This window comes from Pseudomonas sp. PI1 (genome assembly GCF_000812405.1).
GTDB classification, from domain to species: domain Bacteria; phylum Pseudomonadota; class Gammaproteobacteria; order Pseudomonadales; family Pseudomonadaceae; genus Pseudomonas; species Pseudomonas citronellolis.
In genome coordinates this window covers 48,462-63,433 of the sequence record NZ_JWMC01000101.1, presented here as the reverse complement: position 1 = coordinate 63,433, position 14,972 = coordinate 48,462, and the positions used below count along the sequence as shown (strand labels likewise).

The window sequence follows — 14,972 nt, the reverse complement described above, 5'->3', positions numbered from 1 at the left end:
CTGCTGCGAGTGGATTCTGGTCACCGGTTTACTGGTGGAGCTATGCTTCCCGAAACTCGCATATAAGGCGTTAGAAAATGTCTGATCCGTACATTCTTGAACAATTTATCATTGGGCCGCGCCTGCAATTGAGCATCTCGGAGATGCGATACGAGGAGCTTGCACATGCACGAAACGTATTGTCCGAGGCACTGGCTTTCGAGCAACGCTACGAATTACTGCTTGGGAATTTCCTAGCCATGGAGTTGGCTTTCACTGAAATTTGCCTACGCGCTAAGGTGGAGCCTCAACATCGGTATGACAATTCTGCGGAAATCCTTGAGGAAGCAAATCGCCACGTAGTAAACACCCTTACGGCTATGCGAGCCTATGCCGATCAGGTAGTGCAGGACTTCAAGTGCTTGGAGCTAGAGCCCAGCTTTAGCGTGGTTGCTAAGTTGGAGCTTAGTGAGGCGTTTAGTCGGAGTTCGGACTATCGATTTTTGTGCAGCTTGAGGAATCACGTTCAACATAAAGCGACTGCTATTCACGGCTTTGTATCAAGTGATGATGGGGTGAGAGACGCGAATGGTTGGGTCGAGACAGTTAAGTTTTTTGCGCTTCAAGCGGATCTTAGGTCAGATAAAAGCTTCAAGTCTCGAGTCTTGGATGAGCAGCCTGAGAAAATTGATGTCCGTCGGTGTGCAAGACGAGGCGTTCAAACGATAGGCGAAGTGCATCTGGCCCTGCGCAGCCTGACAAAGCACCAGGTAGAGCGAGCTAGGTCGGCAATTGAGCTTGCTATCTGTGAGTACAAGGAGGCTGGTGCGGAGTCAGTCATCGGTCTAGGGGCGCGACGTGTTGGCTGTACTAGCACTGATATACCCTTACTGTTGGACTGGGATGATGTTCGAATTAAGCTGGTAGATAAAAACTGCAGTCTTCCTAGGCTCTGGCCGCGCCGAAAAAATCTTGAGCCGACAGTTGAGGAGATCATCGCGCTGCGCGAGGGCGTGAGGCAAACAAAGGCTCAAGCAGCAGCGCTTGTATTCGTTTCCGAAGAGCGCTGGCAAGACTATGAGGACGGCCTGCCGATGCCGGAGGGGCTATTTCAGTTGTATAAGCTTCAAGTGGGACGACACCCGACGCACTTTCTCCAAAAATCGAATGTTATCGATTCGTAAATTCGATCTATATTGCATGGCGAAAATTTATAAATGGAGTTTAGACTCTTAGTGGATTTTTGTGTGGGCGGAATTGGTCGCCGACAGGTTTCGATGGTCGCTCAGAAACTACGAATGAGAATGGTTGGTTAAGCGCGTCCTTCAGTATTGAGATGATATTAATAGCCTTTCTATGTTTGCAGTCGGATTTCGGCTGTTGAGATTTATTTCGATAATTTATGCCAAATATAAGAAGGTTTTGATTTTTGTGATTGGTAGTTTCCAAGTGCGGGAAGTGCTGCGGTTAGTGCGGATGCTGTGGTGGTAAGAAGTGCCGGTATAAATGGGAGCATAGATTCGGTGTTTATTGCAAGGGCGATACCGCCAAGCGAAGTTAATGCGCCCCCGGTAAGCCCAAGTTGTAATTGATTTATTGTTGATCGACACTCGTCGATTTGTGGAAATATTTCTGTGTCTAGCAGTTTCTGAGACTTTTTTTGGAACTCGGCGGGTTCAATGCCTCGCAGTTCATCTGCTACGCTCAAGATTGAAGTGTTGAATCTTTCAAATGCTGCGGGGTACTTTTCTCGAAGGTTGATTATTGTCTTGGGAGATTCAATTTTAAATAAGGAGTTTTTGAGTGACAGGAAATTTATCGCGCAAGAGATCTGTTCGGCATTCTCTGTTTTAGAGAATGAAAGAATTTTTGATTCAAATGCAGACTCTGTAATGTAGGTATTTCCTAGTAGTTGGGCTAGGTGGGACTGGTCATAGATAGCTTTAAGTCTGGCTAGCATGGCTTGGTTGACTGTTTGGTATGACCAGTGTTTGAACTTCTCCTCAGATAGGGTTCCTTCTTTTTCCCAGTTTTGTTGAATGGAAAGAGTGCCGTCCGGATTTTCTCTTGCTTTCTCAATTGTCTGGAAAAGATAGAGGCTTACCCCAGAATATAGACTGTCATCTTGAAAACCCACATGAAGAGCAGTTCTGCGCTTGACGGATGCATCCTCGCGTAAGACTAGCATGGCGCCGTCTTCGCCTTGAACGACTGATTTAAGAACCGCGTTCCTATGAGCGAAGTCGTGTAGATCTTCCGGTATTGCAGATTTAAAAGCGTCCTCGGAATGCCAGATAGGTATAAGGTTGCTTGGGGTATTGTAGAAGTTTATTGGGAATATAGAAACAAACCCAGCTCTGATCAGAGGGTGTAGCCAGCTAAAAAAAGTAATCCCCTCTTCGAGGGTACTCATGGATATTTGATCACCGCTAGAGATAAGAGGGTCATCTAGAGTTAGTTTGTTGTAAACCAGAAGTGAGGAGAGAATTTTTTCGCGCGTTGGTTTCGCAGACCAAGTGCTAAATTGAGCGCTTAGGCTTTGGTTTCTATCATAGGAGTTGATCTCGCCGGGAAGAGTGGATCTCCTGGATTTTACGTACGCGGAATATCTTCTAGAGAGCTCGGAGTCGGAAAGTCTTTTAAGATCAACAGGCTTTCCATTTGACTTCAATAGTTCGCATTCAATTAGTAGGTCTAAGGCGTAATTGCTCATCAGATCGTCCTGGGTAGTCAGTTGAATTCGAACTTCTTTTCGCCTAGCGTGAAGATGGTCTTAATTCCACTATTCATGAGCTCCATGCCGATGTCATAGGGTTTACTATAGCCAGATGGTAGGAATGATATGTATACATCAATGTTTTGGTAGAACTTGAGTCTGCATAGGAATAGGCCGAATTGATCTGTATCTGTAAACTGATAATAAAAAACCTCTTGGTTTTCACCGTGCGTAGGTTTCCCGTCTAGTTCTAGTCTTACCTTTTCTTTGAGGAAGCTTTTGAAGGTCTTTGGGTTTTTTTCATTTGGGTAAACAAATGCAAGGTATGGTTTCACCTCGCCTACAAATTTATGTCCATAATGGTGGAAGTGGATTCCATAAGCAATATGCCTGAAGCAGTTGATTAGCCTGTTATGATCTGGTGTTCCCCATAGGATTTCCAAATAACTATTTTCGTCTCCAAGTTTAACCAGTTTCTTTTTTAGGAAGACTTCCTCCAAGAGCTTAAATGCGGTGCGCTTCAGTGCTCGTTGGATCTTTCCGTGGTAATGTTCATAGCCTATGGAGTTGTTGCCTATTATTCCGGCAAGACTAACCATAAGGAATTCATCTTCTTTCGATTTCTGGCCGTTATGCTCGTCGCAAGATGGGACTGTGATCAGATTTGATCTAAGCTGCCTCCCTGAGTCCTTAAGTTCAGGGAATAAACACTTGGGCGGAACGTGCTCGACAGTTGTCGAGTCTTTTTCGCACATGTAACAGGTTTGTTTTGGCATAGTCCATTAGCCTCATTTTTCGGTCTGGCTTTTTTTGACAAAAAATCTTGTCCATTGCGGGCTTCGCTAAGAAGTTGCTTGCGATCATTTTCGATAAGGGTATGCGTCCCTATTTTCGCTCAATTAGTGCTGACGCCCGAGCAGCTCCTTGTCTTTGATACCGTCTTCTATTTTTTAGACTTTTTGGTCTTGGACTGAGTTTTGGTGTCCACGCTACGCTTCGTGAGATCAATCCCTATTACCTTGATTTCCTCAACTTGGGGGTACTGCGGAGCAAGGACTGTCCAATGATTTTGAAGTGCTTCGAGTAGGGCGTCGAAGGACTCAGCGCGTCTTCCGTTTGGTAGGTCCCAACTGCTTTTGGTCCCATGATAGACGAGCACAAAGATTCCGCGATTCGACCGCCGATCTCGAAGATAGTCGCCGCAGAGCTGTATCTCGAGTCGCTCAAAGAGATGTGGTCCGGTCCATTTGTCACCAAGCTTGAGCTCTGCTGGCACCGGCCTGTCGAACCCAACACCATGAAAGCGCAGGTCAGGCCGTTTGGCGTCGGCAAGCTCCTCTTCTTGCGGGATCACGTATCGTCCGGCAGAGCGCTCGCGGCACCAATTACCGATGAATTTGCGTATTTCAGTTTCTCGATCTACTGCCTGCAGAATGGAAGCAATACTCGAATCCCCTTCCTCAAGATCGTTCTTTAGGTCGAGTAACCGGTCGATTGCGAGGTACCAGAGGTCGCGATGATTACTTGGCGTGCGTTCTAGTTGGTCGTGGAAGTCGCGTACTTGAAGCGGCGCCCACGCCGGACCATCAGCATCGAGTGTCGCTTTTCTCTTGGCATGAAACGCCATCCAGGGCCGTGACTTTTCTGCGGGATGAATATGCGAAATGTCCATCAATGCAAGGTAGGCTTCCTTCCCTGGAGTCTCACTAATGAAGGAAAACAGCGCATTACGGGCGTCTTGCGCATCATCTCGTAACTCTGGTGAATAGACCCCCGTGCCAGCGCGGTTAATGTCTTCAGCTTCTCGCACATACTCATGCATAAGCAGGTATAGCGATTTCATGTGTTCAACTGTTCGGTAGGCTTGGCGCGAGCTACGGCTTTCTCGGCGACCACCAATAAGCGCTGTAATGAAACTCATCGCGAAATGGACTTTCTGTTGGTCATCTTTTAGCTCGGCAAGACGCGCCGCTAGCGCCGGAATGGCAACTGCTGGGTTGACGCCCACCCACATCGCGAACCACCGTGGCGCGGTTGTAAGATTCCTCGTCGCCTTCGTCTTTTGCATAGCGAGTTTCGCAATAGCCGTCCCATCGAGCGACGATCCTTGGACGATGCTGAGCATATAACGCAAATTGTCGATATTCTTTGGCGGCTTGCGTAACCGTGAAAGGATCAATGGGGCGAGTCGATCCCACATCCAATCACCGTTCCAGGAAATTTTTGAGAGCAGATAGTGGCTCGGGATTTCCGGATTCTCCGCCGCCAGCTCAAAATCAATTTCGGTAATAACGACATCGAGGACGACTCCCGGTTGGCTGATGTAGAGAGTCTGCAGCCAATTTGGAAAGCCGTTGAGCTCAAGCAGGGCGAAGCGGGTTGCCACCTCGGCTTCAGATGGTGAGAGCCTCTTGATCCAGTCAGGCTCATCTAGAGACTCAATCGAAAGCCCCATTAAACCGAAGATGACACTAAACGGAGTGGAGTTTGCCTCGGCACCTTCTGAACGTAAGCGCGGCCGGTGGTTGCGCCAAAAATTAGTGGCGCCGTCGCGGAACGCCCGCGCAATTGTTTCGCCGAACTCAGGGATGAGCGCGTGCCAGTCTGCTTCACTCCATTGGCTTGAACTGGATCGAAACATTCGTTGGTACAGATAGTAATGCGCGTCAGTGATGACGCACTGCTTGGTCGAATCATAAAGAGCCTCGACATTCGCATCGAGATACTCCTTCCATTTTCGCTCGTTCTCTTCTCGGGCCTTCTTTTGCTGTGCCGCGCGCCTTTTCCAGCTCGCTTCCTGCCGACGCCATTTTTGTCTGTCCGTAGCCGGCGGATGAAGTAAGGAGTGAAGGGTTGACTCAAGTTCTACCTCCCCCTTAGCAAGCTGCTTCAACCGATGGCGCCACGCAGCGGGGCGGCTGTTATTCCTGTAGATGGAAAACGCTAAAGTGAGCGCGACAAGCTTATCGTCGAGATGTGGTCTAGTAGCTATGTCATTGCAGCATGTGTCGAAGCAGTAATGGTCTAATGTCCAGAAGTGCTCAAAAATACTGACGTGCCAATAGTCGGTGATTCGTTCACCTGTTCTGACAGCGCGGATTTCTGCAACATCGTGCCAGAAGAGCGCATGGTTGAGCTCGGGCCATTCCGCGACTTTCTTTGTCAGTTCCTCGCTTATATCGAGAAACTCGCTATCACCATTCTCCTGGGCTAGCGATAACGTTCGTAGGATCGATAGGGCGGAATATTCCAGCACACTCTGATCACGTGCCTCTATTAGTCGCAGGACAGACTGGGCTGCCGCCTGAGTTAGCCAACCGTATCGCGTTGAAATCTCGCAATAGCGTCGCTCGATGACCGGCGGCGTCTTCAGTAGAGTACTGAACCCGGCGACTAGTCCAGATAACTGTGACAATGGCCAGTCTGTGACCAGCCGTAACAAGTTTCGCATGAGATTGTCGACTGTGAACCGCTGCTTGGCGGAACTACGCTCTATCGCCTTGAGGAGCCAATCGGCAGACTGGCCGTCTTGTGGAAGGTCGGCAATCAATTCAGCGAACCAGTTACGATTAAGCTCTTCACTTTCGCCAAGGAAGGCCGTCCGCACCTCTGTCTGATCGGCGGAAGAGCCTACTGTAGCCAACGCCCGAAAAGCCGCGATCCGTGTGTATTCGCTGCGCGAGTTCAACGCGAAGTTTTTGGCCTCGGCCGCTACTCCTGCGATCTCACCTTGCCAGACCATCCGTAGCAAGAACCAGGCAATATCATCGTCTTCACCGTACTGTGCGAGCAGCGCCTTGATATCGTCAGAGAGGTCGGCATTCGCGAAACGCTGGACTGCGGAATAATCGGTAAGTGACCGGCCGTGCGCCGGCTGCGCTAGCTGCTCGCAGGCTTGGCGCAAGATGTTGCTTCGCGTCTCATGCGGTAATTGGCTCGGGTCACCACCCTCGAAGAGAATTTCCGGCGCTAGGCGACAAACTCGAGCGAGGATTCGTGCGTCCAATATTGCGAGCCAGGGTAGAACCGGCCGCATTGTTGGGACGACCACCTCAATGCCATATTGTGATTGGAAAAAAAGGCCTTCAATTCGGGCGCGCGAGCTTTCGTCAACGATCAGGGAATGAAGCCATTCCGCGGTGAGATATTCGCGTACCGACCGGTGATGGAAACGGACTGTTCCGTAGATGCCTTCGTCAAATATCGGTCTGCTAAGCAAGGTAGCGCAGTCAACGTCGTCCCAGTCCGTAAGGACCTCGCGAATCGCTATACCTTTTGAGTTCTCAGTCCCATCGGGTACTCGAATTGCTGACTCTTTAGCGAGCGTACTCGCCGCAGCTACTAGCTGTGCACCTGCGCGCAATCTTTTGCTAGCAATCGGGCGTGACTCCGAGCGATCCTGATCACGCTCCTCCAGGCGGCGGGAGATACTGCTCTGCATAAGCTCAAAGCGTGAACCGATTCTCTGATGGTCGTTCCAGAACTCAACGAGCTCAGCCAGGTCCTGCGGACGGGTCGTCAACGACCAAGCATCCTTACGCTCCACTGCAGCGCGGAATGCCTTGGGGTCCTTCACCTGTCTGCCGCGCAAGAAGGTGTCGATCTGGTCGCCGTGAAGATCATCGAGTGCGACGATCTTGAATGGGGTAGTGGGGGTTGTGCGGGCGGCCACTTGCTGGGTGGCAAAGCCCGTTGCATCTTCTCCTAACGCGTCCTCATCAGCGGCATTTTTGACTTGGTAATAAGGGAACGCAGCTCGGCACAGGAGTAAATCGGTCCTGGCGCGCCATGCGGTTGTTCGTCCAGTAATGACGATATGTGCATGCTGAAGTACTGGGGATAGCAGCCGCCCGAGCTTTCTGATTGCGCGCTCAAAGTCTTTGGGGTCGCGCAGTCGAGCCTCGTCGACCGAGTCAAGAAGTAACCATCCCTCCTCTCCTGACGCCGCCCATGCATTGAATTCCTCGAGGCTACCTTCTTCGAAGGCATCTTCGAAGTCTTGGCTGACATGTTCGATCCGCACAAAGAAGGCGTGCTCTCCATCTTTCCGAAGCGCGCGGGCCGTATTGCGGATTTCTTCGGTCTTGCCGGAGCCAGCCTCGGACAGGAGGATTACGCGATACTCATCCAGTAGGCTGGGCCAGCGAAGAGTTTCACGCTTACCGAACTGGAGGGGCAGATCAACATCGTCACCTTCACTAGGCTCAATTGCGAGCTCGTGAAAAGTTCGATCAAGCGGAATGTACCCATCAAAATGGCTAGCCATAGCAATCCGATGAAAAACTAGTTGTCCAAAATTCGCTCAAGGCGTTGCAACTTTGTAAGAAATCGAGCCGCGTATCAATGCCCGCGTTTGGCGGTCATCTGCTGATCCGGTTAAGTCGAATGCAAGCAGTTGCCTAAGTAGACTGTAGCTCTGCAGTTAGTCATCTAGCACAAGGCCCAGCCGGCACAGTATGGCCCCCATCGCAGGCTTCGAAAGGGCCTGGCCGGTTTCGCGGTTCTGCCAGGCGCGAAGTTTGCTGTTTAGATTGTGCAGGCGAGTTCCTGCCCGGATCAGCTCCAGGGCCTTTGCCCGGATCGCTGCATCTCTAGGGCCGGTGCCGTCCAGGCCGCGGCGGGCGAACCCTCCCCGAATGCCATCAGCTTTCGCCGTGGCTCGCTTCGCCCCATCACGCGCTCTTTCGCCTAATTCATCGCAAGCCCGCAAGCCATCATCCGGAACATCCAAGGAAACTGCCGCTGCCGGGAGATATTCAGCAATGGTCTCTAGGTGCAGGCTGAACATCTCAAGTGACGATAGTTCGTCCTCTTGATCGCCCCCCAGAACGGAAGCTAGGGCGCCCAAAGCCCGCAAACTGCAACCCAACGCGAAGGCCATGATGGTCTCCACGTCAGAAGCGGACGGAACTTTGCTGAACTGCCTGAGGCTGTTAGGCAGGAATCGCACCGAGTAACCATCGACCAACTGGAAGATGGCGTCGTTGTGGTCATAGGCAGCGCTCGCCAGCGTTGGGCCAGTCTCGCCCGAAAGCCAGGGGCGAATCGAACCGAGCAAAGCCAGCGCCGCGTCGACTTGATCCGCGTAACGCGGGAAGCGGGGCAGCACCTCTAGCCTGCCCCTGATGACTTCAATCGGCGTCCCGATTGGATTGATCGACTGACTATCCAGCAGCATTCCACTTTCCATTGTTCCCCCCCGCCCCTGATTGGCGCCGCATAGAGCGCGGGCAAATGCGCGGGATTCTGCTGTTTAGAGCGGCCAACAGGAGGGGCAGGCGCTTTCGGCTCTTCTCATGAGTCACTACACAAACTGGCGAAAAACACCTTTGTGTTATGGCCCTTTCCATTTGTGTAGCTTTTTTGCAGGTTTAGTGGCACTAGGTCTGCAGAGGATCAATTACACAAATTACTCAAATTACACCGGATTTTTTAGGGGCCGGATATGCCATGCCCTAGCCGGCCTTGCCGAAATTGCCATGCACCACGTTACCCCGCTCCAGTTCATCCAGGTGGTCGGAGTACCACTGCATCATGATTCGCCGCTGCTCAATGTAGATCGCCTTGTTATAGACGCCGGCTACCCCGTCCTCGGCGTGAGACAGCTGAGCCTCTACGTGTTCCTTGGCGAAGCCGTGTTCGCGGAGCGTCGTAGAGGCGATGTGCCGGAATCCGTGGCCAGTCTGCCGGCCCTCATATCCCATTCGCCGGAGCGCCATATTGAACGCCATGTTGCTACGGGGCTTGGTGCGGTCGTTGCGACCAGGGAAGAGTAGGGGATAGGCACCAGTCAAGATGTGCAGTTGTTCCAGGGCGGCCAAGGCCTGGCGCGACAGCGGCACGGTGTGGGGGCGCCGTTTCTTCATGCGGTCGGCGGGGATGTGCCAGAGGCCGGCGTCGCGGTCGAACTCGTCCCAGCGGGCTTCGCGCAGTTCGCTGGGGCGTACACCGGTGATCGTCAGGAGGCGTAGGCCGAGACGAACGTCATGGGCGTGTGGGTAAGCAGAGATGGCCCGCAGGAGGGCAGGCAGTTCCTGGGCACTGACGTGGGCGTAGTTCTCTGCAGGCTTAGTGGTCAGGAACTTGTGCAGCCCCTCTAGGGGGTTGTGGGTGGCCCGGCCGGTGACGCGGGCCAGGTCGTATATCTCTTTGCAGTAGCGGCGGACGTTGCCGGTCTGGTCGATGATCCCCTTCTGCTCCATGGCCCGGAGGAACTCCATCCACTCCATGGGCAGGATGCCGGGATAGGGGCGCTTGCCGAACGCTGGGAAGACGTGCAGCTCAAGGGCGCCGAGGATTCGGCGAGCAGTGCCTTCCTCCCAGGCATGTCGGCGGCTGTCGAACCACTCACGGCCCAGGGCTTCGAAGGTGTTGTTGGCTGCCTCGATCTCGGCGGCCTTGCGGGCTTGCTTGGCGGCGAGTGGGCTCTTGCCGTCCGAGACATCGGCGCGCAGCTCGGCGGCCTTCTGGCGGGCGGCCGATCCACTGACATCGGGGTAGCTGCCTAGACCGAGCCAGGACCATTTGCCGTCTGGCTTCTTGTACCGGTAGTTCCAGGACTTCTGGCCGTTGGGCTTGACTCGGAAGTACAGGCCGTTGCCATCCAATTCCCGGTAGGGAGTGCTCTCCGGTTCCAGGCTGGCCAAGGCTGTATCAGCTAGGGGGCGCCGCTTGATCTCGCTCCGTTTCATCCTTGTACACCGCTAGTTCGACTTTTCCTCAGGTGTACACGCTGGTGTACACGGCAGTCAATGCTAGGGGTAGATAAGGGTGGACAGCCAGATACAAGAAAGCCCGCACTAGGCGGGCTTTTCAGGGTGTTCCGTAGACAGTCATAGACTTCTAGAAACTCGGGTTTGGTCGGAGCGACTGGATTCGAACCAGCGACCTTCTCGTCCCGAACGAGACGCGCTACCAAGCTGCGCTACGCTCCGTTTGATGGCGCGCATTCTACCGAAAAACTTTTGATGCACAAGGGGTTAGCGAAAATTTTTTCAGAAATATTTTCCGCCCCCCGAAAAAGCCGACGCCCCGCGGGACTCGGAGTCCGGCGGGGCGCCCGGGTGCTGGCGGTCGGGGATCAGAGATCCTTGACGGTACGCACCTGGTCCTTGTTCACGCGTACGCGTTTGCCGTCCAGTTGTTCGAATTCATAGAAACCGGTGTCGTCGTCGTACTTGGGCGTGTCGACGGACTGGATCTCGCGGCCGTCGTTCAGGGTGATGACGCTGGGGCTGGAGCAGCCAGCGAGTGCGCCAAGGCCCAGGACGAGCAGGAAAGCTGGGAGCGCGCGATTGATCATTCGTATATCTCCTGTACGAATCGAAGTTTGTTCGGAGTTTCCGACTGGGAGAGTAGTGGCAAAGTTCCCGGTAAATTCTCGAAAGACAGTGTATCGGCTGTCTAGCCCGGGCCGTTCAGCAGTTCGGGGGAGTTCAGGTTGGCCAGGCGGGGGTCCCCCTTGGCGCAGGCCACGGGACGCGCGCCCAGGGGCAGCAGGACCTGGCGCGGGCTGCGCTCGCCGCGTTGCCAGGCGGCTTCCAGCTGCGGCGCCAGGGCCTTGGGCAGGATGCAGAACAGCGGTTCCCAATGGTCGCCGTCGTGCAGCATGTGCGGCGCCAGTGGTTGCGCCGCGGCGGCCTGGCGCAGGCGTTCGATGAGCTCTTCGTCGAACAGCGGGGCGTCGCAGGGCAGCACCAGCAGCCAGGGGTGGCGGGCGGCCTGCAGGCCGGCGCGGATGCCGGCGAGCGGGCCGGGGTAGTCCGGGGTGTCGTCGTGCACCAGTTGGTCGGCGTAGGCCCGGTAGATGTCGGCGTTGCGGTTGCAGGAGATGATCAGGTCGTCGCTCAGCGGGCGCACGCGTTCGCGCAGGTAGCTGATCAAGGGCCGCCCGCGCCATTCCAGCAGGCCCTTGTCGCGTCCCCCCATGCGTTGGCCGCGCCCCCCGGCGAGCAGCAGGACGGAACAGGGCGGCAGGGTGGCGTCAGGCATGGCGAGGTCTCCGGAACGGGCCTGTGATATAACACCGGCATCCCCGTCTCTCAAGCAAGGACACCGTCCATGAGCCATTTGGCCACGCCCGAATTCGTGCCGCTGAACATCGCCGTGCTCACCGTCAGCGACACCCGCACGCTGGAGACCGACACCTCCGGCCAGCTGTTCGTCGACCGCCTCACCGCCGCCGGGCACAACCTGGCCGCGCGGGTGCTGCTGAAGGACGACCTCTATCGCATCCGCGCCCAGGTCGCCGCCTGGATCGCCGAGGAGCAGGTGCAGGTGGTGCTGGTCACCGGCGGCACCGGCTTCACCGGCCGCGACAGCACCCCGGAGGCGGTCACCTGCCTGCTGGACAAGCTGGTGGACGGCTTCGGCGAGCTGTTCCGGCAGATCTCGGTGGCCGACATCGGCACCTCCACCGTGCAGTCCCGCGCCCTGGCCGGGCTGGCCAACGGCACCCTGGTGTGCTGCCTGCCGGGTTCCACCAACGCCTGCCGCACCGCCTGGGACGGCATCCTCGCCGAGCAACTGGACGCCCGCCACCGCCCGTGCAACTTCGTGCCGCACCTGAAGCAGGCCGCGCCCTGCGAGAGCCGCGGATGAGCGGCTGCGACAAGCCCGGCCTGCTGCCGGTCGAGGAAGCCCTGGCGCGGCTGATGGCGCTGGCGGAGCAGGCACCGATCGCGGAAGTCGAACAGGTCTCCCTAGGCGAGGCCGAGGGCCGCGTGCTGGCCGAGCCGTTGCTGGCCGGCCTGGACCTGCCGCCCTGGGACAACAGCGCCATGGACGGCTACGCGCTGCGCCTGGCCGACTGGCAGGGCGAGCCGCTGGTGGTGAGCCAGAAGATTTTCGCCGGCATCGCCCCCGAGCCGCTGCAACCCGGCACCTGCGCACGCATCTTCACCGGCGCGCCGGTGCCCCATGGCGCGGATTGCGTGGAGATGCAGGAAAACGTCGAGGTGCTGGAGGACGGCCGCGTGCGCTTCCGCGAAGCGCTGCGCTTCGGCCAGCACATCCGCCCGCAGGGCCAGGAGACCCGCCAGGGCGACCAGGTGCTGCCGGCCGGCACGCGCCTGGGCGCCATCGAACTGGGCCTGGCCGCCTCGCTCGGCCAGGCCGTGCTGAACGTGCGGCGCAAGCCGCGGGTGGCGCTGCTGTCCACCGGCGACGAGTTGGTGGAGCCGGGCCAGCCGCTGCGCACCGGGCAGATCTACAACAGCAACCGCGCCTTGCTGAAGGCCTGGCTGCTGCGTTCCGGCTGCGAGGTGCGGGATGCCGGCATCCTCCCCGACGACCTGGCGAAGACCCGCGAAGTGCTCGGCTCGCTGGGCGGCGCCGACCTGATCCTGACCACCGGCGGCGTTTCCGTGGGCGAAGCCGATTTCCTCGGCGCGGCCCTGCGCGAGGCCGGCGAGCTGGCGCTGTGGAAGCTGGCGATCAAGCCGGGCAAGCCGCTGACCCTGGGCCACTACCAGGGGATGCCGGTGATCGGTCTGCCGGGCAACCCGGCCTCCACCCTGGTCACCTTCGCCCTGCTGGCGCGCCCCTACCTGCTGCGCCGCCTGGGCGTGGACGCGGTGACGCCGCTGCGCTTCGAGGTGCCCGCAGGCTTCGCCTGGAAGCACGCCGGCAACCGCCGCGAATACCTGCGCGCACGCCTGGAGAACGGCCGCGCGCTGATCTACCCGAACCAGAGCTCCGGCGTACTGCGCAGCGCCGCCTGGGCCGACGGCCTGGTGGAAGTGCGTGAAGGGCGGACGCTGGAAGAGGGCGAGGCGGTGCCCTTCATTCCTCTGAGCGAAGTGCTGTTGTAGGTGCAACTGTCTTGCCGGCTGCGCCGTGCTCGCCGGTAATGTAGGAGCGGACCTTGTCCGCGATAGCCGGAACCCCCGGCGCGATTCGCGGATAAGATCCGCTCCTACGCCGCCCCACCCGCACCATTCCATGTAGGAGCGCGCCCTGCGCGCGAATCGCGGGCAGGGCCCGCTCCTACACCTCCGGCAAACACAAGGCCCCGTAGGATGGGTTGAGCGAAGCGATACCCATCACCGCCACCGCATGGGTTTCGCAAGCTCGACCCATCCTACGAAGAGCACCCCGGCGCGGCCGGCAAGACAGTTGCTCCTACAGGGGACATGCCGTGCCTCCCGGCATTTGCCCGCGAATCTACTCACCCCGCCGCCGGCCGATGGCGCTGGCGGTATTCCCCCGGCGTCTCCCCGGTCCAGCCCTTGAAGCTGCGGTGGAAGGAGCGCGATTCGGTGAAGCCCAGGTACTGGGCGATGTCCTGGATCTGCAGGTCGCTGTGCAGCAGGTAGTGCTCGGCCAGTTCCTGGCGCAGCGTGTCGAGGATCTGCTGGTAGCTGGTGCCGGCCTGCTGCAGGTGGCGCTGCAGGGTGCGCACCGTCATGTCGAAGCGCTCGGCGACGCGTTCCTTGCGCGGCAGGCCGTCCTTCATCAGCAGGCGCAGGGCGTTCTTCACCCGTAGCGGCAGCGGTTCGTCGTCGTCCAGTTCGGCCATCATGGCCAGGGCGTGTTCTTCCAGGGTGCGCAGCAGGTTGGCGTCGGCCTGGCGTAGCGGAAAAGCCAGCAGGGGCAGCGGCACCAACAGGGCGCTGCAGGGTTTCTCGAAGCGCACCGGGCAGCCGAACAGCCGCTCGTACTCGGCCAGCTCGGTGCCGGCCGGCTGCGGGTGCTCGAACCAGACTTCCTCGGGCGAGCCCTCGAAGTCGGCGATCCAGCGCGCGTAGAGCAGCCAGGAGGCCAGCACGTTCTCCACCATGTGGCGGCGGATGTCGGCGGCCTGGTGGCGGCAGTTCCAGACCAGGCGCACGTGGCCGTCGCCCGGTTCGACGCGGCTCACGCCCATGTCCCCCACCAGCTTCTCGTAGGGAATGATGCGGTTCATTGCCTCGCCCAGGGTGGCGCAGTTCATGGTGATGTAGCCGAGCACGCTCCAGGAGCCCGGCTGCACGAAACGCGCGGCATGCAGGCCGAACAGCGGATCATTGGCGTGTTCGCAGAAATACCCCAGCAGGCGTTCGTGGGCTTCGCTGGGCAGGCGCTGGCTGTTGTCGGCCAGCTGCGCGCGGGTGAGGTCGGCAGCCCGCAGGGCGGCGTCGACGTCCAGGCCGAGGTGCTCGGCCTGGCGCAGGTACTTGAGCAGGGCGGGTACGGAGGTATAGCCGAGGGCGTGCATGGTGCGCTCTTGTTCTGGTGGCTCTATTGGCGACTGGCGCTGGCCCGATCCGACAGTGACAGGCCCGGGCGGCCGACTAGT

Annotated in this window: 11 protein-coding genes and 1 tRNA gene; 3 read left to right on the top strand and 9 right to left on the bottom strand. The window is 57.3% G+C overall.

Annotation, left to right across the window (positions count from 1 at the left end; all coding sequences use genetic code 11):
- The first annotated feature begins 77 nt into the window (after window positions 1-77).
- On the top strand, window positions 78-1,163 hold the full coding sequence (locus RN02_RS33610) for a hypothetical protein (RefSeq protein WP_152623846.1): 1,086 nt from the start codon (window positions 78-80) through the stop codon (window positions 1,161-1,163).
- A gap of 203 nt (window positions 1,164-1,366) precedes the next feature.
- Here the strand turns inward: RN02_RS33610 and RN02_RS33605 are convergent, their stop codons facing one another.
- The 8 genes from RN02_RS33605 to mobA form a co-directional block, all read right to left on the bottom strand.
- Window positions 1,367-2,692, bottom strand: a complete 1,326-nt coding sequence (locus RN02_RS33605) for a hypothetical protein (RefSeq protein WP_152623845.1) — start codon at window positions 2,690-2,692, stop codon at window positions 1,367-1,369.
- Between the two features lie 17 nt (window positions 2,693-2,709).
- Window positions 2,710-3,450: a hypothetical protein gene (locus RN02_RS32940; RefSeq protein ID WP_201773778.1), complete on the bottom strand. Its 741-nt coding sequence runs from the start codon at window positions 3,448-3,450 to the stop codon at window positions 2,710-2,712.
- A 188-nt stretch (window positions 3,451-3,638) separates the two neighbouring features.
- Window positions 3,639-7,961 carry an NACHT domain-containing protein gene (locus RN02_RS32935; RefSeq protein WP_082033928.1) on the bottom strand — a complete coding sequence of 1,441 codons (4,323 nt, stop codon included), beginning with the start codon at window positions 7,959-7,961 and terminating at the stop codon, window positions 3,639-3,641.
- 156 nt (window positions 7,962-8,117) lie between these two features.
- On the bottom strand, window positions 8,118-8,873 hold the full coding sequence (locus RN02_RS30045; RefSeq protein ID WP_043319046.1) for a hypothetical protein: 756 nt from the start codon (window positions 8,871-8,873) through the stop codon (window positions 8,118-8,120).
- A gap of 277 nt (window positions 8,874-9,150) precedes the next feature.
- A complete protein-coding gene (locus RN02_RS30040) occupies window positions 9,151-10,386 on the bottom strand; it encodes a tyrosine-type recombinase/integrase (protein ID WP_043319045.1) in 1,236 nt (411 codons plus the stop codon).
- A gap of 166 nt (window positions 10,387-10,552) precedes the next feature.
- Window positions 10,553-10,629, bottom strand: a tRNA-Pro gene (locus RN02_RS30035).
- 146 nt (window positions 10,630-10,775) lie between these two features.
- Window positions 10,776-10,997 carry a YgdI/YgdR family lipoprotein gene (locus RN02_RS30030; RefSeq protein ID WP_009621327.1) on the bottom strand — a complete coding sequence of 74 codons (222 nt, stop codon included), beginning with the start codon at window positions 10,995-10,997 and terminating at the stop codon, window positions 10,776-10,778.
- A 101-nt stretch (window positions 10,998-11,098) separates the two neighbouring features.
- The gene (gene mobA, locus RN02_RS30025; protein WP_052267952.1) at window positions 11,099-11,686 is read right to left on the bottom strand and encodes a molybdenum cofactor guanylyltransferase MobA; all 588 of its coding nucleotides are present in this window, start codon (window positions 11,684-11,686) and stop codon (window positions 11,099-11,101) included.
- 69 nt (window positions 11,687-11,755) lie between these two features.
- On the opposite strand from mobA, the gene moaB reads away from it, so the two are divergent.
- On the top strand, window positions 11,756-12,295 hold the full coding sequence (gene moaB / locus RN02_RS30020; RefSeq protein ID WP_009621330.1) for a molybdenum cofactor biosynthesis protein B: 540 nt from the start codon (window positions 11,756-11,758) through the stop codon (window positions 12,293-12,295).
- Complete coding sequence (locus RN02_RS30015) at window positions 12,292-13,506, top strand: molybdopterin molybdotransferase MoeA (RefSeq protein ID WP_043319042.1); 1,215 nt, start codon at window positions 12,292-12,294, stop codon at window positions 13,504-13,506. Before moaB ends, RN02_RS30015 begins: the two co-directional genes overlap by 4 nt.
- 356 nt (window positions 13,507-13,862) lie before the next feature.
- On the opposite strand, the gene gliR is transcribed toward RN02_RS30015, so the two are convergent.
- On the bottom strand, window positions 13,863-14,891 hold the full coding sequence (gene gliR / locus RN02_RS30010) for an AraC family transcriptional regulator GliR (protein ID WP_043267345.1): 1,029 nt from the start codon (window positions 14,889-14,891) through the stop codon (window positions 13,863-13,865).
- Window positions 14,892-14,972 lie beyond the last annotated feature (81 nt).